Here is a 17,623-nt window from a genome sequence, read left to right as displayed (position 1 = left end):
TATTAATTTTTCTGAGAAAAAAGGTAATGTCTGTCAAATCGCCACCCAGGGAGAGAGTTGTGATAAACCACCAGCATCAAACTAAAGATATCATTGAAGCCATAAGGGACCCGTTTGGAAGTGTCGATATGAGTGGAAGGTTACGGTACTGCAACGAAGCCTTTTGCGACATGGTCGGGTACACGCGCAGTGAACTTTATTCGATGACGTATGTGGACCTGACACCGGCCAAATGGCATGCTATGGAAGCGGGCATCATTCAGGATCAGGTACTCGCCAACGGGTTTTCCGAGATATATGAAAAGGAGTACCGGCGCAAAGACGGATCAGTGTTGCCCGTAGAGTTGCTAGTGAGCTTAAAAAAGAACCAAGATGGAACGCCTGCCGAAATGATGGCCGTCGTCCGCGACATCAGCGAGCGGAAGCTCATTGAGCAAGAGCGAAAGTCGGTGTTTGAATTTTTGCAGATAGTCAATGCGAGCATTACCGTTGAGGAGCTGATTGCTGCGGCTTTGCGTCATTTACAAGAGAGTTCTGGCTGCTCTGCAGTAGGGATCAGAATAAGGGAAGAAGAAGACTACCCGTACTATGTGGCGCAAGGATTTCCATCCGAATTCCTTAAAGCCGAGAACATGCTTTGCAATAAAACCTCCCACGGCGAGATCATACGGGATAGCAGCGGCATTCCCGTTCTTGACTGCATGTGCGGGAACGTAATCAGGGGGCGATTTGACTGCAGCAAGCCCTTCTTCACATCCAACGGCAGTTTCTGGACCAACAGCACAACCGAGCTTCTTGCCACGACGAGTGAGGCTGACCGGCAAAGCGGCACCCGTAATACTTGTAACCGGGCGGGATACGAATCGGTGGCCCTGATCCCTTTGGTGGTCGGGAAGGACAGATTGGGGCTGCTGCAGCTAAACGACTTCCGGAAAGGGATTTTCTCCGCGGCAAGCATCAGCATGTGGGAGACGTTGGCCGGCTACCTTGCCATAGCGTTAAAAAAGTTTCAATCTGAAGAAGCCCTTAAAAAGTTAAATGAACAGTTAGACCTCCGCATTCAGGCACGGACATCCCGGCTTGAAACTGCTCTCAAAGAGTTGGAGTCCTTCAGTTACTCAGTCTCTCATGACCTTCGAGCGCCACTGCGGCACATAAATAGTTATATCGCAATGGTGGTGGAAGATTTCGGAGATCTGCTGCCCCCTGAAGCACATGCGAACCTGGAACGGTCCCGTACTGCCAGTCGGCAGATGGGAAAACTAATCGATGATCTGCTAGAGCTTTCCCGAGTCGGTCGAACGACTTTGGCGAAAGAATCGGTCAACTTGAGTGACTTGGCTCAATCAGCCTGCGCTGCATTACATGAAGCGGAACCCTGCCGCCATGTTGACTTCGTGGTCGGCAAGGGCCATCAGGTTCATGGTGACCGGTCGCTGTTGATGCAAATGATGGTTAACCTGCTTGAGAATGCATGGAAGTACTCAGCTGTAAACCCGACTGCCCGGATAGAATTTGGAAAGGTGTCAACTTCAGGCCAGGAGGCATTCTACGTAAAGGACAACGGTGTTGGCTTTGACATGGCCTTTAGCGACAAGCTTTTTGGACCATTTCAACGACTGCATGGCACAGAATTCGAAGGCACGGGTATCGGTCTGGCGACTGTGAAACGGATCATCGAACGTCATGGAGGCAGCATCTGGGCGGAGTCAAAACCCGATGAGGGTGCGACCTTTTACTTTACCCTGCAAGGCGCGTAACCCCGAAAGCTCCGAAAGTCCCTGTTGTCGCGGTTAACGATACTTGCTCAAAGTACGCCCCCTCCGGTTCTGCCACTCGAACCACATCAGACCGAGAATCCGTTCCCATCACAATGAGGTGTCCCATGTGTGGAAGATTCGCAGTAGATATCGCGCCCGAGGTGCTGGCGGAAACATTCGGGCTGCAGGTCGTTCCCACTGTGGTCCCTCGTTACAATGTGGCACCAACTCAGCAGGTAGCGGTGGTAAGGGAAGATACGGACGGGGGCAACCGGCTTGACCTGTTGCACTGGGGGCTGATTCCGGCCTGGGCCAAGGAAAGGACCATAGCCTACAAGATGATCAACGCACGGTCGGAGACGCTCCTGGAGAAGCCCTCGTTTCGCCAGGCGTACAAGTACCGCCGCTGCGTGGTGCCGGTATCGGGGTTCTACGAGTGGCGGCATGAGGGGAAAGAGAAGCTCCCCCACTACATCCGAATCAGGGATGGGCTTCCCATGCTCTTTGCCGGGTTGTGGGAGAGTTGGAAATCTCCCGAGGGAGAGGTAGTGGAGTCCTTCACGATTTTGACCACGGCTGCCAACAAGCTCTTGGAGTCGATACACGAGCGGATGCCGGTCATCCTGCACCCAGACGAGTGCGGGCGCTGGCTCAACCGACACCTTACCGATCCGACGCCCCTCTCCGTTTTCTTCCAGCCCTACCCTGCCGACCTGTTGGAGCTGTGGCCGGTGTCGCCGCTGGTCAACACGCCGAAGGTCGACAGCTGCGAGTTGATTGCGCCGATCTGCCCTCAGAAAGAGATCAGCACTGAAATTTTGAGGGCACAATGAGACTACCTTTTCTGATAGCGCTTGTTCTCGCATTGGGCACTGGCCCGGCCTGGGGCAAGGATCCGAGCAGGATTATTGAAGGGGTCGTCACTAAGGTCAGCGACGGGGACACGGTGCAGGTGCAGGATGCACTGGGGGCGAAGGTTAAGGTCCGGTTGTACGGGATCGATGCGCCGGAGACGGAGAAGAAGAACCGGAAGACGGGGAGGATATTCAAGCCGGGACAGCCTTTCGGTGAGGAGGCGTATCAGGCTCTGAAGGGGATGATCGGCGGGCAAAAGGTGACGGTCGAGGTGCGGGATATCGACCGCTATCGGCGGGCGGTGTCGGTGGTGCGCCTTGGGAAGCGGGATATCAACCAGGATATGGTGCGGGAGGGGTTCGCCTGGGCGTACCGGCAGTATTTGGACCGGCCGTATGCTTCTGAGTACATCCGGGCGGAGGAAGAGGCCAGGCGCGAGAGGCGGGGGCTGTGGCGGCAGGGGAACCCGCAGCCGCCTTGGGAGTTTAGGAAAGGGTTGAGGGGGCAGCAGTAGATCAACAGGAACCCGCAGTCTTGCGACAATCTCCTGCTTTATAGGTTCTAGAGAAGGAAGTCAGCATTTATGCCACCGTAGTATTTTGCGGCAGTGCGAAATAAAAGGTGGCACCGCGGCCGACACTCCCCTCGGCCCAGACCCGTCCCCCGTGGCGCTCCATAATGCGCTTCACGGTTGCCAGACCGATGCCGGTCCCGGCGTACTCTGCCCCATGCAGCCGTTCAAAAATTCTGAAGAGTTTATCGCTATAGGTCATATCGAAGCCGATGCCGTTGTCCCGCAGGCAGAAACATGCCTCCGAAGGCTCCATGGGCAACTTTCTTCCGAACTCCAGTTTGGTGATCGGCTGCTTTGCACTGTATTTCCACGCATTGTCGAAGAGGTTTTCCAGGAGTTGCCGCAGCAGTATGGGGTCACCCTCGACATCCAGCCCCTCCTCGATCTTCACCTCAAGTTGGCGCTTTTCGTCGCCCGCCTGAAGGGCGGCGGTAATTGTCATTGCCAAAGCACTCAAGTCGACACGTGCGCAATGCATGGCGGTCCTTCCTACCCGGGTGAGCTCCAGAAGGTGGTCAATTAGGGTTCCCATCCTGCTGGTCGCCTCCGCCATCCTGCCCAGATAGTGCTGTGCCTCTGCCGTCAGAGAGGCGCCTAACTCCTCTGCGATGATGGCGCTGTAGTTGTTGATATGGCGTAAAGGCGCACGCAAGTCGTGCGAAACGGAATAGCTGAAGGACTCGATCTCCTTGATGGCGGCTTCCAGTTCCGCCGTTCTTTCCTTGACCCGGAGCTCCAGCGTCGTGTTCAGCGAGAGGATCTCGGCCTCGGCCCTTTTGCTGGCCGTTATGTCGCGAATGATCACGAAATACTTGCCTTTCTTGTCGACCAGGAAGGAGGTCATTTCCGCAAGAAAGACGCTGCCGTCCTTGCGCTTGAAGCGGAACTCGTTTCTCACGCTGCCGTGCAAGTCGCGCTCCCTGCACACGGCGTCTAATCTGTCATCACTGGGGTCGATGAGGCCGGTTCGTCCTGCCCTGCAAAGTTCCTCCTCGGTCATGTCAAAAAGGTTGCAGGCTGCTTGATTGGCAGACAAAACAACTCCGTGCGCTTCAGCCAAAAAGATCGCGTCCAGGCTGTACTCGAAAAGAGCACGAAACCGTGCCTGACTTTGACTCAGCGAGCGCTCGACGGTCCGGCGTTGCCGTACCTCGGTTGCAAGAGCCCTGTTTTTCTCCTGCAGCTCCCTAGTCCGTTCCTCCACCAGGGAGGCAAGATTATCTCGATGTCGCAAAAGCTCTTGCTGTACCTTTTTCTCGGCCGTGATGTCCATTACGATGCCGATGTAGCGGGCCACCTTGCCGTGCTCGTCACGCAGCGGTCGCGCGCGCGACAGCAGCCAACGCTCCCCGGTCCCGTTGACCCTCCACTCCGCGTACAGTTCCCCCTCCGTAGCCACGGCTTCATGCACCTTTTGCTCGGCTGTCGCACGGTCCTCAGGGTGTACGGATTCGAGCCATGATTGATAACACGGTTCGCACGAGTTCGGCTCGAGACCGTAGAGCCCCCACAGTTCATCGGACCACTCGTTGCGGTTAGTGTGCATGTCCCACTGAAAAGCTCCTGCGTTGGCCGCACTGCAAGCGAGCCGAAGCAGCTTTTCGCTCGCCCGCAGCGCTTGTCTCATATCTTCTGTTTCCGTTAGATCCTGAAGCGTGCCAACTGCATAGTCAGCGACCCCGGAGCTGTCGAAGCACTCGGCAAAGCCGGTGACAAGCCCGGTCGGACCAGGGTCGTGCCGCTGCCGCTGTTCGCTTCTTTGCTGTGCCCCCTTGGCAATCCCGTGCGCGGAGAGGTCTTTCACCTTGAGGTGCGAGGCACCCAACGCTTCGTACAACTGCGGTAGCTTTATCGGTTTAGGAACATAACAGTGGATGCCTATGGACAGGGCCCTGTTGATCTGGATGAGGTCGGTGCTGCAGCTGAGTATGATAAGTTCCACCGACGGCTCGATCCTCCGGATCTCTTCAGCCATGCTCAGGCCGTCTAGCCTGGGTAGGCCAAGGTCGGTGATGATGATGTGCGGCCGAACCTGCTTAAAAAGGACCAGTCCCTCCTCCCCGTCCTTTGCCATATGCAGGTCGAACATGGGACAGCCCAAGGAGATGATCGAACTCAGGGTCGATTGCTCTTCTCTATCCTTCACAACAATGAGGACAGAGTTATACTCCTCCGTGACAAAGCACTTGTTAGCGTGAGTCGAGTCAGGCTTCATTGCCGGCAGCTCCAGAAGTCGTGGTAACGGGGTGAATTACCGCCTACGGGGAAGGAGGCGGTAATGCGCGGGTGTAATAGTCTGAGAGGCAGTTTTTTAAGCGAAATCTTATTACGTATAGCAAATAAAATCAACAAAACATAACCAAACGGGGTTAATTATTGTCACTCGTATACTTAGTTACATCGTAAAGCCGGGTTCATGGTCATTGATTTTGCTCCTGTAAAGACTGGAAAACCGGGCTCTTGATGGTCCGGCTGTTGGGTAGTAGACTTAAAAGGCCCCCATGATGGTTAACCTGGGTGAGGTCATTAATCTTGAAATCCATTATTAATCTTAATCTGTTTCGGTCCAGAACCGACACGCACCAATATTACGTTAGAGGTGAAATCACATGCCCGTATCAATACTGATTGTTGATAATGATGAACTAACAAGAGACATTCTTTTTCGTATAGTCGGTTTCAGCCTTCCGGATGCAGTCATACATGTAACAGCCAAATTTGAATTAGCCTGTGAAATATGCGTGAAATTCAAAGTTAACATTGTTGTAACCACTACATCAATTCCACCAACGAGCAGCGATCTTATGATTGATGCTGTTCACAAAATTGGGCCCGATCCGATTAAAATCATCATCATGACGGGCGAAAGTCAGCAAATAAAGTTAGATAAGATTATTAGCATCCCGAACACCTACATTGTGCAAAAACCCATAAACGTAGAAGAGCTTTTATCGCTGATAAAAGATAAGATTGCCGAGTTAAATGAGCTTGAACGGCATTAGCTTGTAATAGCCCTATCATTTGGGTTGTGCTGTCCCTGCTTGGGTCGGAGCCAATCAGGGTTCCCCGATGGCATGCGCTCTAAGGGGGCGATGGTCAGCGACGGGGACACGGTGCAGGTGCAGGATGTATTGGGAACCAAGGTGAAGGTCCGGCTCTACGGCATCGACGCGCCGGAGACGGAAAAGAGGAACCGGAGGACGGGGAGGATCTCCAAGCCGGGGCAGCCTTTTGGGGAGGAGGCATTTCAAGCCCTGAAGGGGAAGATCGGGGGGCAGAGGGTGACGGTCGAGGTGCGGGATGTCGACAGGTACCGGCGGGCGGTGTCGGTGCTGCGCCTCGGAGGTTGGGACGTCAATCAGGAGATGGTAAGGGAGGGCTTTGCCTGGGCGTACCGGCAGTACCTGGACCGGCCTTATGCATCGGAGTACATCCGGGCGGAGGAAGAGGCCAGGCGCGAAGGGCGGGGGCTTTGGAGGGAGGGGAACCCGCAGCCGCCTTGGGAGTTCAGGAAACAGGTGAGACAGTAATCCTAGGCCGCAGGATTGCTTGTGGCACATGAAACTTCTAACGCTAAATTTGAAATGTGCGCTCGTAATTCCCAGGAACTGATTTAGCCAGATGCACCTGCCATCTGCCCCAATCTGCTACTACTCCAGGCTGGCCTTGCTACCCTCCTTGACATTGGAAATATCCAACATATCCTTGCCGAATTGTCCCTAAACAAGCGACACCCTAATTCGTAGCCCTGTCCTCTACTTTCCAGCGGTGGTTTTCGGAGGGTTCATGGAACTTAAACAAAAAGATAATGTGAATATATTTCTTCGTATAGAGGCGACAACTGCAAGAATAAGAGGTAAGCCATGGCGTCGGTTTTGGGCGCGTCGACTTGATATCATTTTGTTTAGTTATACCTGCTTAGTTCTTTTATTTCTGATCGATGAAAATTTAGCGAGTTGGTTCATTGAAACCAAAGGTGCCTTCTTGGTGTTCTCAGTGCTGGTTCTTCCTTTTTCGCTCCTACTGGAAGCATACACCCTTTGGGCTGTTGGTACGACACCAGGCAAATGGCTGCTAAATATCTCTCTTCACAAGCAGAATGGTGCTTCGTTAACCTTTAAGGACACACTGCACCGTGGGATATTGATTTGGGTAAAGGGATACGCCCTAGGTGTGCCGTTGATTGAAGCGATAACCATGGCAGTAGCAGCTGATAGAATCGACAAAGGAGGAAGTGCCTCTTGGGATGATGCAATAGCAATTGATGTCCGATATGGCCAACTCAATTCATGCAAGGTAGTGGTATTATGTATTGTGCTTTCGGTATTTATTTTTACGACCCTACTAGAGAAGGGTGCGGCTCGTGCTGATCGTAGAGCTAAGTTACGTGCGTCCATCCCAACCCTTGCTCCCGCCCCGACTGCCCCCTTAGTTGCGCAGGCCCCTATAGCCCCGACCCAGCTGCCTATGAGTTCCGCAGGGCCTCAAGTGCATTACAAAGCTGATGTGGCTACAGAGGCCGCCATGAAAAAAGTCGCTAATAAAATCTACAGAAGGTACCCCTACCTAGATGTCAATAACGACAATAATAACTTTGAGGCGATTGGTGCTGTGTCGCAAGCTTGTGCAGGCTTCGCAGGGGCCGGGATGCCTTTCCCAATAGCTCTGAGACGGGCAGCCGATGAGATAGCTCCACGCTACGGTCCGTCGGACGTAAAACACCGAATGACAGCAAGCGGAATCCGTCAACCTGGTTTCCTTAGCATTCCTATGGAGGATATGTGTCTTAACGCAGGGACGATTAAGCTGTACATTCCAAAGGAGAAGGTTGTGTCCGTGAGAACTGAGGGAGGTGCCTCATGGAACTCAAAGTGGTAATAAACATAAAGAAGGGGCCAGCCGGGTCGCTGCGGCTGGAGATAGACGCTGCAACAAGCGGCGTCGACGTCATCGAAGCGCTCAATAAGAGCGTGGGACGATCGATCGAGGCAAGGTTTGAACTGCCGGAGGAAACGACAGGGCGACGGGCAAAGGGTGAGAGGCAGCCTACCTCGCACCCACCTGAAGGACTTACAGATTGCGCGCATGGAAGCTACTGGTTCCCCAAGAAAGGCAAAGACCGGTAAATGGCAGACAGGGTTAATACCTGCTTTTCTGGGACGTGCTACACCTCTTCACAGTCCGGGCACACCACCTGGTTGTTCTCGTCCAGGGTGTACTGCTCGCCGTCTGCCAGTTGCCGGCCGCAGCGGGAGCAGGTGACCGGCTCGCCTGTAGTCTGAAGAAACGCGAAGAGATCCTCGATGATGTCGCTCATACCCCACCTCCCCTGGCTACGACCACACGTCTTTCGACGCGTTCTTGATCCGCTCGAATGACTCCCGCTCGCAGAAGACCGCGGCATTGTTGGGCGGAAAATCCGCCAGCTTTTGGACCATTTCCTTAGGCAGGTACAGCATATTACCTGTACGCCCCTCCGCATGCGACGCCACGGCGTTGTACTCCTCCTGATTGCGCACGGTAAAGATCTCGATCACGGCGACCAGACCCTCGTCGTAGTACTCCTGGTGTTCGGGGCAAAGACCCAGGTTTTCTGCACGCACCGGAGGGCGGCTGGAGCCGGACAGAATGCCGTGAGGGGTGGGAGGGTTATTGATCCGGTCGTCCAGCTCGTGCACCGCCACCGCAGCAACCGAACCGGTAAATCTTTTGAGGCAGACCACGCAGAGCTTTTCGGTCATGTTGCACCTCCGACTTCATTTGCACTGGCATCGAGGCACCGGAGAGAGGGTATCACTGGTGGGGGGATTTCCAAATTGGGACAACCTGGCGCTGGTGGCATTCATTAGATAGATACCCCTCTGTTGCAAATCTACGCCAATGTGGTTACGTAATTGGGTAATTCTCTTGGAGTGGTGGCCGTCGTGGTCAAAGCGTGGATGGGAAGGTCGCCGCAGCTTGTTTACATCACAAAAGGCTACTTTGTTATTAACAGGAGACCGCTATGTTTAAGCCTAAGATTATAACAGTAGAAGAAAATGAGGACATTTTCGCCCGCATTGCAACGATGAATGCGAAACAGTGCTGTGAGTATATGTGTCATCAAGGGGGGATATACATCAAGTACATCGCACCTCGCTTGCTCCAGCTTTGCGATTCAGATCGTTCCAGAGCCTTAGCTCTATTCCATAACAGCCTCAACGAGCATTATGGTTTTTTTTGTGTGAATGCCTTGAACACTCGTAAAGGACAGCCGATGCATGAGCCTCAAAAGCTATATAACAGGCTTGTTTCACGCTATAGGTAGAACCAGGGTTGCACAAATCTCTTATGGGGGGTCTTTCCTCTACCCACATGGCCAACCTATGCGGTGCATGGGTAGCAAGGAGCGCAAATGGCACGCAAGAAGGTGTCCATCAGAAACCGCAAGCTCGCGTTCCCGGAAACCTTGACTTTCATAAAGTTTCTATGCCGGAAGTATCCTACGTCACCCGTGACGATCACGTTCGAGCGAAACCCGATTCTGTCCTTCGGAGTCGAGGGGTGCAGTTACATTTGTCACATAAAAGGGGCCTGTACCGGAACCGAGGTGAGAGTCTCCGTGTTTGAAACCGACTTGGCCGAGCAGTTGCGCGTCCTGGCCCATGAGTACCGACACGCAATGCAGACCAACCTCGGGATGTACCCTGACAGCGAGGCAGGCATTTTCATGATGGTCAATTTGCTAGTGAAGTGTCACGGGGGAGCCGAGCAGGACGCAGTGAAGTTCTCACAGTACAGCGTGGAGGAGTTTTTGAGGGAAATATCCCCCTAACAGCTCGCGCTCTCCTCGCGGAGGTGAAGTTATGACTAAGACTGGACCTGTCTCCTACTGCCCGAGATGTCACCGGTTGTGTACCTGCTTTTCGGTTCCATTAAAGAAGGCAAAAACAGAACCAGTAAGAAATTTATATTATCAATTACATCAGGATGTTCGCTGGTATCGACGTGCAAGGCAATGCTCAGAATGCCACGAAGTTTTTGTAACTGCAGAATTAGACCAATCGATGTTAGATGAGTTAATACTGCTCCGCAAAACAATTATACAAAAGCGAAAGAGAGCTATCAATAAAGTCAAAGAAGACTACCCTTGGATTGAACTGCATGAACCAGTACCTAAGGAACTAGCCCAGGCTTTTTTAAGGGCGTCTTGCTGGTGGCTTACCCACTCATCAGGTATGCCAGTCCGTGCTCCTGGTCACGCAGATCGTATTTACAGCTCTACAATACATGGATGGGCTGTAGATTTTGGTGCGAATACGTTCCTTGTGGGGAAGGCAATTGAGAGGTCTGGTCGTAAAATAAAGGAATTTTTAGAAGCTGTCGCAGTTGGCACAATACTCCCCATAGCAACACTTAAAAACAACATCAATTTTGCTATTTCAAGTGCAGTTACTAATTATGAGGGCTACGAATATGACTACTACCCGATAAGTGGAACGGAACTAATATTTGGGGCACAGTCTGTCGATTTAGATGATGCATGTACATTTCTCTTGAGGACCATCAAGTTGCAAGAGATGCTGGCAAATCCATTCTTCTCAGGTTTGTCCCGACTGACCTAGGGTATACCAATGGCAAGAACATAAGCCTCTTAGGGGCGGCGCCGACGCCGGTCCAATCCATGTAGAGCAGTTCACGAAAAGCGATATTGCTGCCCGTGATTTTCAAGGTAAAATAAAACGGCCTAATCTTGCTAAACGGGAGCCGCTATGGGCTTGAAGACGCATGGGACAATCCTAGTCGCCCCCTACGGAGTATTGGTCCTCGACTTCAGTGGAGCACCAGATACCGCAAACATTATGGCTTTCCTTGAAGAAAATGCAGGACGCAAGGTGGAAGTAACACTACGGCTGCTAAAAAGTCAGGCAGTAATTGAGCAGAGAGTCGTTACGACTTCTGGACAGCCTCCGGAGGGGATAACCGACTGCGGCTCGGGTGCCTACTGGAAACCCAGAGATGAGAAGTGAGTAAGTGAAGGCTGCAAACCACCTGCACCACCTCATCCGGGGCTAAGGCGGGAATACTTTCTTTAGGAGTGAAACACCCTATTTCATGTGGTAATGGATAAGCGTTCCATGTCTAGGCTTTGACAAAAAAGCAGGTCCAAAATGTTGACAAAAGAGCATGCAGAGAATATCAACGAAGGCATGAAACAATACCGGCTATCGCACAACATCACCGCGCACATAGCCTACCTCTCCAGATGGGGTGATCATGCCAAATGAACTTTTTTCCGAGAAGGACCTGTTGCAGCTTCTCCAGTTGCAGACTCGCCGCATTATGGCGGAGAAACGAACCAGGACCGGCCCCTTGTTGGCCGAAGACACGGGAATCGATGCCGGCGCCACCGAGGCCGGCCTTCCGGCTCGGTGGCGCCTGATCCCCGAAGAGACAGAACTCCATCAGTGGCAGCGGGAGTGCCTGCCCCTATGGCTTTCCTCAGGACGCGGCACGATTAAGGTCGCAACCGGAGGAGGCAAGACGTTGTTCGCATTGGCAGCGGCGCAGCACCTGCAAAACGGCAATGAGTCTGATCTGCGGCTAGCCATAGTTGTCCCCACTATACCGCTGATGTTTCAGTGGTACGACGAGCTCAAGCAAAGCAACATTCCTGAGTCCGCGATAGGCCTGATGGGAGGCGGTGAAGAGCCCTCCGCTCCAGATGGCATCCGGGTTCTGATCTGCGTTCTCAACTCAGCCCGAGACCGGCTTCCCGCGTTTGCAAGCCAGGCGGGATGGCCCGAGCACATGATGCTGGTCGTGGACGAATGTCACCGGGCCAACGCAACACAGGCAAGCCGCATCTTCGACTGTCGGCCCCGTTATACTCTTGGGCTGTCCGCGACGCCGGAGCAAGATTCCGGCGATCAGGGGATACCAAGCAATGACGCATACGAGGCGAGCACCGTCGGCCATGGACTGGGCCCCATAATATTCGAGTTCTCGTTACGGCAGAGCCTCGAGGCTGGGTTGCTGACACCTTTCGAGGTTTGGCACGTTGGGCTCCCCCTAACGATGACAGAGGCGGCGCAATACGAGCGGCTGAGCTCCGAAATATCTGAACTGAGAAAGGCACTACAGGTAACCTACCGCAGGAGCCGGTCGTCACAGGACTTCCTGGCCTGGTGCCAGAGCCAAATTAGCCGTGGCGGCAACGCCGCCGCCGAGGCTGAACGTTTCATCGGGCTCGCGAACCGGCGGAAAAGACTTCTCTACCAAGCTGAGGCTCGCAGCAAGGTAGCATTGGGGGTCCTTGCAGAAGCAAACGCCTCCGAGCATCGCGCGATAGTGTTCCACGAGTCGGTAGCAGAGATCGACCAGCTTTTCCTCAGCGCAAGCGATCTGGGCTTGCCCGTGGTGCTAGAGCACAGCCAACTTCCGAGTTCGCTGCGGGACGAGAACATCGAGGCATTCCGTCGAGGTGTAGCGCGCGTCATCATCAGCGCCAAATCGTTAGTTGAAGGCTTCAATGTGCCGACTGCGGATCTTGGCATCATCATGGCGTCATCGGGGTCCGTTCGGCAGAGGGTCCAAAGCCTGGGCAGGATGCTCCGCCGCAAAGCGGACCAGCGAGGCGCCCGAATCATAGTCCTTTACGTCAGGGATACCGAGGATGAAGCTATCTACGAAAAGGCCGACTGGGAAGGGGTAATCGGTGCAGAGCGGAACCGGTATTTTCAGTGGCAGCCGGTGACAGACCGGCCGTGGTCGGAGGGCCTGGAGGAGATTTCGAAAGCCCCGCGGGCCTACAAGCCCCCCTCTTCAGAAATCGATGTAAATGGACTGCAGCCAGGTGACCCGTATCCGGGCAAGCCCGATGGCATGTACCTCAAGGTAGACCAGTCAGACAACCTGCGGACCGAGGATGGCGCCATCGTTGCTGTCCCTCAGGCTGTGGTGCAAGAAATTCTGCTGAGGAATTCCTTTCGGCGGGCACATCGGACCTGGGCCGGACATCTGATCGTGCGCGTGGACGCTCAAGGCTCCACGGAACCGGATTGGCGCTTCCTGGCGGTTGTCGATCCGCCTATGGAAGAAGAAAGGAGCAGCGCGGAAAAAGGAGTGCGCCTTCGCATCCGGCGGGTGGCGGGGCGACAGGTGCTGGCCTTGGAGGAGGACCGTCTCAAGGTCCGCTTCGCCCAGGGTCCTGTTGAGGTCCTGGCACTACTGTTGAATTGGGTGGTTAGCGTCGAACGGGAAAAGGGGGTACTGGCAATGCACATTTTTTGGGACCGCGGCAATAACTACTGGCTCGAGGTGCAAGGAGAGCGGCTTCAGTATAAGGATTCTCTCCCCCCCCTGGAGTTCCCGCCATGACCGGGTTTGCATTCCACAAGCTACCCGCTCCTTTCCCCAGATGGATGGGCCCCTTCTCGCCTGGGCGCGGCAATCATTCAGGGTTCCACGTGCGTGGTGGGAAGCTGGGCACCTGGATCCAAAATGGCTCGGGCCAGAGTTTCTGGTGGGTAAGAGGAGCTGATTCGTTGGTGGACTGTGTGGAGAGGCATTGGTCGGGAGGCCGGGTCCTGCTGCTGCCGAACGGCTTCGTGGTGAAGCCGTTGCAAAGAGACCACGATGTCGGTGTCAGAGCCCTTATTGGTCATTTCACGGGCAGCCTCCTTTTGAAAGCCGCCGACGGGAGCACCTTCGACTTACGGAGTCCCGGAGAGCTCAAGGAAGGCGCCCATTGGCCCGGCCCCAGCACTACCGGCCTCGAGTGCGTAATCGGGCAAGACGGATCGTTATCCTGTCGCTGGTACCACCCAACGGATTGGGGCCGTGACGAGACCATCTGCCTGCTGCGTGGCCCCGACAGCCGACTTGCAGAAGGATTCAGGGTAGCGCGCCTCGGGGAAAACGGTGGGCGGGTGCGGATCACCGCCAGCGGTCACATTATCACCAATCGAAGAGAGAACCACGGCGGATGGGACGCCCGGTACGTCGGATGGGCATCTCCCGAATCGTGGAAAGACTGGGAGCAGTGGATCAAGAACAACTAAAGGAGCGCGCATGAGCCAGCTATATCGAGGCCTTTGGCCGCAAGTTGTCGGCACCCTTGCGAAGTACTCCGTTCGTTTCATCGACGGCGCCTGGCGTGTCACCGTTTTGTACGCTGCTGATGAGGGGCTACGCTTCCTGGCAGTAGAAGGGGACGCAGCTGATCTGGTAGACAAAATCAACGAGATAAAGGTGTCTACAGGGGGGCAGCCGGGGGGTACGTTCTATATCAACGAGTACCGGCACGTGTTAGTCCCGGTTGGCGACCATACAGCAAGTCGTCAGGTGCCTTACCACTATGCCGGCCGCTACGGAAAAGACTTTCACTTCGACTTTGAGGGCAAAACGCTCACCACGAAGCCTGTTGATGCAGGGGGAGAGCAACTGGCGCCTGGCAAGCAATGGTTCGGGCCCCGACCGGGTATTCCCTACGTCCTCGCTGCCGGTGGCACCGACATCTACTTTGAAACGCCTGCCTTGACAGATGCCGATCCTCCCGACATCCGCCCCCGGATGACGAGAAGGGTACAACTTTCCAGGGTACTAAAGGACAAAGGGTTACTTTCACAAGCAGTTGCCCCAGTTTTTCGGATACGGGGATACCAAGGCGGCCGCTTCTACGTCAATGAGCACGGCGCGATTTTCACGCCGGTAGGTGCGCACGATGGCAACGGGCTAGACTACATCTATTGCGGCGAGATAGACCGGAAGGCATGGTTTCCGGAGCCAGCGGTACCATTTTGACGTAGGAACCCACAGATGGAATGACGCAACCAGCCTTGACGCCTGTTCCGTCTCTGGTGCTTGGATTACAGAGAAGGCTAGTGAAACCCATCGAAATGCCCCGGTTTTGGCCGGGGCTTTCCTTTTACCTATTTCACCTGCTTGGAGATGATCTTGTCTTTTACCTTGTCGTAGGTCGCCTTGGGCAGGACCTTCTTGCTGAGGAGCTGGTCTTTCTTGGCGTAGGGACGGCCGGCTATGATCTTCTTGGAGTAGGCGTCGCCGATACCGGGGAGCGCTTTCAGGTCGGCTTCGGAGGCGGTGTTGATATCGACCAAAGCATCCTTGGGAGCGGCTGAGGCGGCCTTCTCTGCCGGTGCGGGTTTGGCGGCTTCGGCTGCTTTAGCGGGCTTTGCGGCCGGGGCTTTGTCGGCGGCGAAGCCGGTGAGGCTGACAGAGAGAGAGATGAGAACGGCGGAAATCAGGGTGACGATTTTTTTCATGCAGAACCTCCTGTTGGAATGTGAGCTGAAATATACACAAAAAGAAAATGGGCGCAAGGCATAAGAGCATTCACGCGGGAGTGGGTAAAGAGAGCAACTTTTTTAACTCTGCGATTGTAAGGATGTTATCCGGGCGCCTGTGTATCATTTTGTGGCAATTTGAACAAAGCGTAACCAAGTCCGTCTTTGGGTCAACCTGTTGCTTTTCCTTTAACATACTAATGGGCTTAACATGATGCACCTCGATAAAGCCACTCCCGCGTTCACCGTACACCCTTTCAAAATTGAAGCCACACGCCTTACAAGCCAAGCCATGGTGCTCAATGGCCCTGCGACGATTTATGGCGTCACGCTCATATCTCTTGCCAAAATATTCCTTTGTCCCGCCCTCACTCCTTGGACCTGCATCTTCCGTTATTTCAGCCTCGATGTCCTTAACAACAAGTGACTCAGGCAACTCGGCACCAAATGTTATGTCGTAGGATCTCGAATCATCACGCCGCTCAAGGCACATAACAACACCATTAGGAGGCAGTTGATCCTGCTGGTACCGTTTCAGATGTTCGGGGAAAGATTTGTGCAGCAGAGATACGAATGATGAATCCCAAAAGAGTCTAGTCCGCGCTGTCCCTTGAGACTCCATTGCTATGTGGGCAGGATATGCCTTACCGTCAGCTAGGAGCGTTACGTCAACTCTCTCACCGGCCTCCAGTTCGCGATCTAGAAAGAACCATCTGACGTCCTTGGGGATACCACTGCCATGATGAAGAAAGGCAGATTTGTCCAGCACCTTGGAAGCCCGGCAGCGCCCCTCAATTGTCCAAGAAAATGATGCAATTACCCGATCGTCTTCCGTTAAGTGGTTGTATAGGGCGAGAAGACGGTCACCTTCCTCGTCAGAGATAAGGTAATTCGTGTTCTGGCTGAGTCGCAAAATGCGGAGATTGCAAAGCAGTTCGTCACCGCGGATATGTTCGGTGGAGAGCAGCGTTCCTTTAGATATTGCGCAGTGGTCAATATCAATCCAGCAACGCAATGCCACTTCCTCTTCCGGTTTCGTCACCCAGTATGGCAGTGCCTCAGGGTGATCTCGCATGATGACTGGCGTGGAGGCTATTGTACCTATAGCTACAATGCCGTAAGGCCCCTTCCTTCCTCCCTTTGACCTCCAAAAGAAAACGCGATCCCCAATGGCAATATCGTCCTTGAAGTGGCCTTGCCGAACTGTCCAGGCAACCCGGCTAAAGGCACTAAGATAGCCGTCGATATCAAAATCCTTCGGGTTCCCCTGGAAGATCCATGGCATTAGGTCTGCCTCCTCTCGGCGCTTTTGTCACTCCGACTTTTGCTGGTCACCTTTTAGTTTCTTCCAGAGGTGTACCAGCTACACCCTTTTACTGTTTCCCCACTGCCGTGTCTTTGGTCCGGCCGGCTTTCCGGGCGGTTTTAGCTGGAGCCTTTGCTGCCGGCGCTGCTTTCGCTGCTTTGCCAGGTGCCTTGGCTGCCGGCGCGGCCTTCGCTGCCTTGGCAGGGGCCTTCTGCGCCTTGATCTTGGCCATTCTCACGTCTCTTGCCTTGGCGAGGTTGTCGGCCAGGCCGCGGTCGTTGGCAAGCTTGCGGCGCGACTCGGAGTAGTTTTTGGCCACGAGGGACTGCTTCGATAGGATGCCGAACTGCTTCTTGTAGGCGACCGGCTTGAGGTCATGGGCCGTAGCCAGGTGGCGGGTAAGGGTCTTGAAGCCTCCTTTGCCACAGATGAGGCAGACCACTTCGTTCTTCTTGAAGGCGTCTTTGACTCGGACTGCCGGCTTCCCCTCCCCTTCTGCCTCTATGGTTCCTCCGGCATCGAGCTTCTTTGGGGCTGCGTGAACCTTGGCAATCTCAGCCAGAAGTTCGTCTGAGGTCATCGGGGTGCTGGACGCATGAGCGGATACGAGTTGTGCGGCTATTTCCACGAGAGTGGCCATTCTTTCCCTCCTGGTGTTTTAGAGCCCCCTGTACCTACTCATAGGGCCGGCTATGTCTGGATCTACCTGAGACTCGCCTTGACAATTAATCGCTTTTTATAATAAAACCGTTACAAATGCAATGGAAACTGCAGATAACTCCTAAAACTACAACCTCCTGTAATAGGACAGAATTGCGGTAAGAGGAGCTGGATTGCATGG

General features: G+C 54.1%; 18 protein-coding genes. 12 read left to right on the top strand and 6 right to left on the bottom strand.

Annotated elements, in window-relative coordinates; all coding sequences use genetic code 11:
- The first annotated feature begins 59 nt into the window (after window positions 1-59).
- From JFN91_RS06735 to JFN91_RS06725, 3 genes are all read left to right on the top strand, one after another.
- Complete coding sequence (locus JFN91_RS06735) at window positions 60-1,760, top strand: ATP-binding protein (protein WP_199388450.1); 1,701 nt, start codon at window positions 60-62, stop codon at window positions 1,758-1,760.
- 125 nt (window positions 1,761-1,885) lie between these two features.
- Entirely contained in the window at window positions 1,886-2,593 is a 708-nt protein-coding gene (locus JFN91_RS06730) for an SOS response-associated peptidase (protein ID WP_199388449.1), read from the top strand.
- Entirely contained in the window at window positions 2,590-3,129 is a 540-nt protein-coding gene (locus tag JFN91_RS06725; protein WP_199388448.1) for a thermonuclease family protein, read from the top strand. The genes JFN91_RS06730 and JFN91_RS06725 overlap by 4 nt, the downstream gene beginning before the upstream one ends.
- Before the next feature lie 67 nt (window positions 3,130-3,196).
- Here the strand turns inward: JFN91_RS06725 and JFN91_RS06720 are convergent, their stop codons facing one another.
- Entirely contained in the window at window positions 3,197-5,404 is a 2,208-nt protein-coding gene (locus tag JFN91_RS06720) for a PAS domain S-box protein (RefSeq protein ID WP_199388447.1), read from the bottom strand.
- Between the two features lie 394 nt (window positions 5,405-5,798).
- Between JFN91_RS06720 and JFN91_RS06715 the strand changes: the two genes are divergently transcribed.
- From JFN91_RS06715 to JFN91_RS06700, 4 genes are all read left to right on the top strand, one after another.
- Window positions 5,799-6,191 carry a response regulator gene (locus tag JFN91_RS06715; RefSeq protein WP_199388446.1) on the top strand — a complete coding sequence of 131 codons (393 nt, stop codon included), beginning with the start codon at window positions 5,799-5,801 and terminating at the stop codon, window positions 6,189-6,191.
- Window positions 6,192-6,281: 90 nt separating this feature from the next.
- Window positions 6,282-6,719, top strand: a complete 438-nt coding sequence (locus tag JFN91_RS06710; protein ID WP_236015015.1) for a thermonuclease family protein — start codon at window positions 6,282-6,284, stop codon at window positions 6,717-6,719.
- Window positions 6,720-6,975: 256 nt separating this feature from the next.
- The gene (locus JFN91_RS06705; protein WP_199388444.1) at window positions 6,976-8,067 is read left to right on the top strand and encodes an RDD family protein; all 1,092 of its coding nucleotides are present in this window, start codon (window positions 6,976-6,978) and stop codon (window positions 8,065-8,067) included.
- Window positions 8,049-8,315 carry a hypothetical protein gene (locus tag JFN91_RS06700; RefSeq protein ID WP_199388443.1) on the top strand — a complete coding sequence of 89 codons (267 nt, stop codon included), beginning with the start codon at window positions 8,049-8,051 and terminating at the stop codon, window positions 8,313-8,315. Before JFN91_RS06705 ends, JFN91_RS06700 begins: the two co-directional genes overlap by 19 nt.
- A 38-nt stretch (window positions 8,316-8,353) precedes the next feature.
- On the opposite strand, the gene JFN91_RS06695 is transcribed toward JFN91_RS06700, so the two are convergent.
- Both JFN91_RS06695 and JFN91_RS06690 read right to left on the bottom strand, forming a co-directional pair.
- Window positions 8,354-8,506: an LIM domain-containing protein gene (locus tag JFN91_RS06695; RefSeq protein WP_199388442.1), complete on the bottom strand. Its 153-nt coding sequence runs from the start codon at window positions 8,504-8,506 to the stop codon at window positions 8,354-8,356.
- Between the two features lie 16 nt (window positions 8,507-8,522).
- Window positions 8,523-8,930, bottom strand: coding sequence for a hypothetical protein (locus JFN91_RS06690; RefSeq protein WP_199388441.1), 408 nt, complete (start codon window positions 8,928-8,930; stop codon window positions 8,523-8,525).
- A gap of 263 nt (window positions 8,931-9,193) precedes the next feature.
- Between JFN91_RS06690 and JFN91_RS06685 the strand changes: the two genes are divergently transcribed.
- The 5 genes from JFN91_RS06685 to JFN91_RS06665 all read left to right on the top strand — a co-directional run bounded on the left by JFN91_RS06685 (window position 9,194) and on the right by JFN91_RS06665 (window position 14,973).
- Window positions 9,194-9,496: a hypothetical protein gene (locus tag JFN91_RS06685; RefSeq protein WP_199388440.1), complete on the top strand. Its 303-nt coding sequence runs from the start codon at window positions 9,194-9,196 to the stop codon at window positions 9,494-9,496.
- A gap of 87 nt (window positions 9,497-9,583) precedes the next feature.
- Entirely contained in the window at window positions 9,584-10,003 is a 420-nt protein-coding gene (locus JFN91_RS06680) for a hypothetical protein (protein ID WP_199388439.1), read from the top strand.
- 31 nt (window positions 10,004-10,034) lie between these two features.
- Entirely contained in the window at window positions 10,035-10,793 is a 759-nt protein-coding gene (locus JFN91_RS06675) for a hypothetical protein (RefSeq protein WP_199388438.1), read from the top strand.
- Window positions 10,794-11,445: 652 nt separating this feature from the next.
- Window positions 11,446-13,548 (top strand): DEAD/DEAH box helicase, encoded by a 2,103-nt coding sequence (locus JFN91_RS06670; protein ID WP_199388437.1) that lies wholly within the window; start codon window positions 11,446-11,448, stop codon window positions 13,546-13,548.
- A 693-nt stretch (window positions 13,549-14,241) separates the two neighbouring features.
- The gene (locus JFN91_RS06665) at window positions 14,242-14,973 is read left to right on the top strand and encodes a hypothetical protein (protein WP_199388436.1); all 732 of its coding nucleotides are present in this window, start codon (window positions 14,242-14,244) and stop codon (window positions 14,971-14,973) included.
- A 128-nt stretch (window positions 14,974-15,101) separates the two neighbouring features.
- Here JFN91_RS06665 and JFN91_RS06660 read toward each other — a convergent pair whose 3' ends face one another.
- The 3 genes from JFN91_RS06660 to JFN91_RS06650 all read right to left on the bottom strand — a co-directional run bounded on the left by JFN91_RS06660 (window position 15,102) and on the right by JFN91_RS06650 (window position 17,422).
- Window positions 15,102-15,455, bottom strand: coding sequence for a ComEA family DNA-binding protein (locus tag JFN91_RS06660; protein ID WP_199388435.1), 354 nt, complete (start codon window positions 15,453-15,455; stop codon window positions 15,102-15,104).
- Between the two features lie 70 nt (window positions 15,456-15,525).
- Window positions 15,526-16,761: an EVE domain-containing protein gene (locus JFN91_RS06655; RefSeq protein WP_199388434.1), complete on the bottom strand. Its 1,236-nt coding sequence runs from the start codon at window positions 16,759-16,761 to the stop codon at window positions 15,526-15,528.
- A gap of 88 nt (window positions 16,762-16,849) precedes the next feature.
- A complete protein-coding gene (locus JFN91_RS06650; protein ID WP_199388433.1) occupies window positions 16,850-17,422 on the bottom strand; it encodes a MucR family transcriptional regulator in 573 nt (190 codons plus the stop codon).
- Window positions 17,423-17,623: the final 201 nt, after the last annotated feature.

Origin of the sequence: Geomonas anaerohicana (assembly GCF_016458305.1) — a bacterium.
In the GTDB taxonomy this organism is placed as follows: domain Bacteria; phylum Desulfobacterota; class Desulfuromonadia; order Geobacterales; family Geobacteraceae; genus Geomonas; species Geomonas anaerohicana.
The sequence above is the reverse complement of the archived record's forward strand: the minus strand, read 5'-3'. Positions and strand labels throughout refer to the sequence as shown.

Bases quoted from the DNA above. Each gene is read 5' to 3' on its own strand.
- JFN91_RS06705 (WP_199388444.1), top strand. From the start codon at position 6,976: ATGGAACTTAAACAAAAAGATAATGTGAATATATTTCTTCGTATAGAG.
- JFN91_RS06675 (WP_199388438.1), top strand. From the start codon at position 10,035: ATGACTAAGACTGGACCTGTCTCCTACTGCCCGAGATGTCACCGGTTG.
- JFN91_RS06715 (WP_199388446.1), top strand. From the start codon at position 5,799: ATGCCCGTATCAATACTGATTGTTGATAATGATGAACTAACAAGAGAC.
- JFN91_RS06690 (WP_199388441.1), bottom strand. From the start codon at position 8,930: ATGACCGAAAAGCTCTGCGTGGTCTGCCTCAAAAGATTTACCGGTTCG.
- JFN91_RS06650 (WP_199388433.1), bottom strand. From the start codon at position 17,422: ATGGCCACTCTCGTGGAAATAGCCGCACAACTCGTATCCGCTCATGCG.
- JFN91_RS06700 (WP_199388443.1), top strand. From the start codon at position 8,049: ATGGAACTCAAAGTGGTAATAAACATAAAGAAGGGGCCAGCCGGGTCG.
- JFN91_RS06685 (WP_199388440.1), top strand. From the start codon at position 9,194: ATGTTTAAGCCTAAGATTATAACAGTAGAAGAAAATGAGGACATTTTC.
- JFN91_RS06660 (WP_199388435.1), bottom strand. From the start codon at position 15,455: ATGAAAAAAATCGTCACCCTGATTTCCGCCGTTCTCATCTCTCTCTCT.
- JFN91_RS06720 (WP_199388447.1), bottom strand. From the start codon at position 5,404: ATGAAGCCTGACTCGACTCACGCTAACAAGTGCTTTGTCACGGAGGAG.
- JFN91_RS06695 (WP_199388442.1), bottom strand. From the start codon at position 8,506: ATGAGCGACATCATCGAGGATCTCTTCGCGTTTCTTCAGACTACAGGC.
- JFN91_RS06725 (WP_199388448.1), top strand. From the start codon at position 2,590: ATGAGACTACCTTTTCTGATAGCGCTTGTTCTCGCATTGGGCACTGGC.
- JFN91_RS06730 (WP_199388449.1), top strand. From the start codon at position 1,886: ATGTGTGGAAGATTCGCAGTAGATATCGCGCCCGAGGTGCTGGCGGAA.
- JFN91_RS06665 (WP_199388436.1), top strand. From the start codon at position 14,242: ATGAGCCAGCTATATCGAGGCCTTTGGCCGCAAGTTGTCGGCACCCTT.
- JFN91_RS06655 (WP_199388434.1), bottom strand. From the start codon at position 16,761: ATGCCATGGATCTTCCAGGGGAACCCGAAGGATTTTGATATCGACGGC.
- JFN91_RS06710 (WP_236015015.1), top strand. From the start codon at position 6,282: ATGGTCAGCGACGGGGACACGGTGCAGGTGCAGGATGTATTGGGAACC.
- JFN91_RS06670 (WP_199388437.1), top strand. From the start codon at position 11,446: ATGCCAAATGAACTTTTTTCCGAGAAGGACCTGTTGCAGCTTCTCCAG.
- JFN91_RS06680 (WP_199388439.1), top strand. From the start codon at position 9,584: ATGGCACGCAAGAAGGTGTCCATCAGAAACCGCAAGCTCGCGTTCCCG.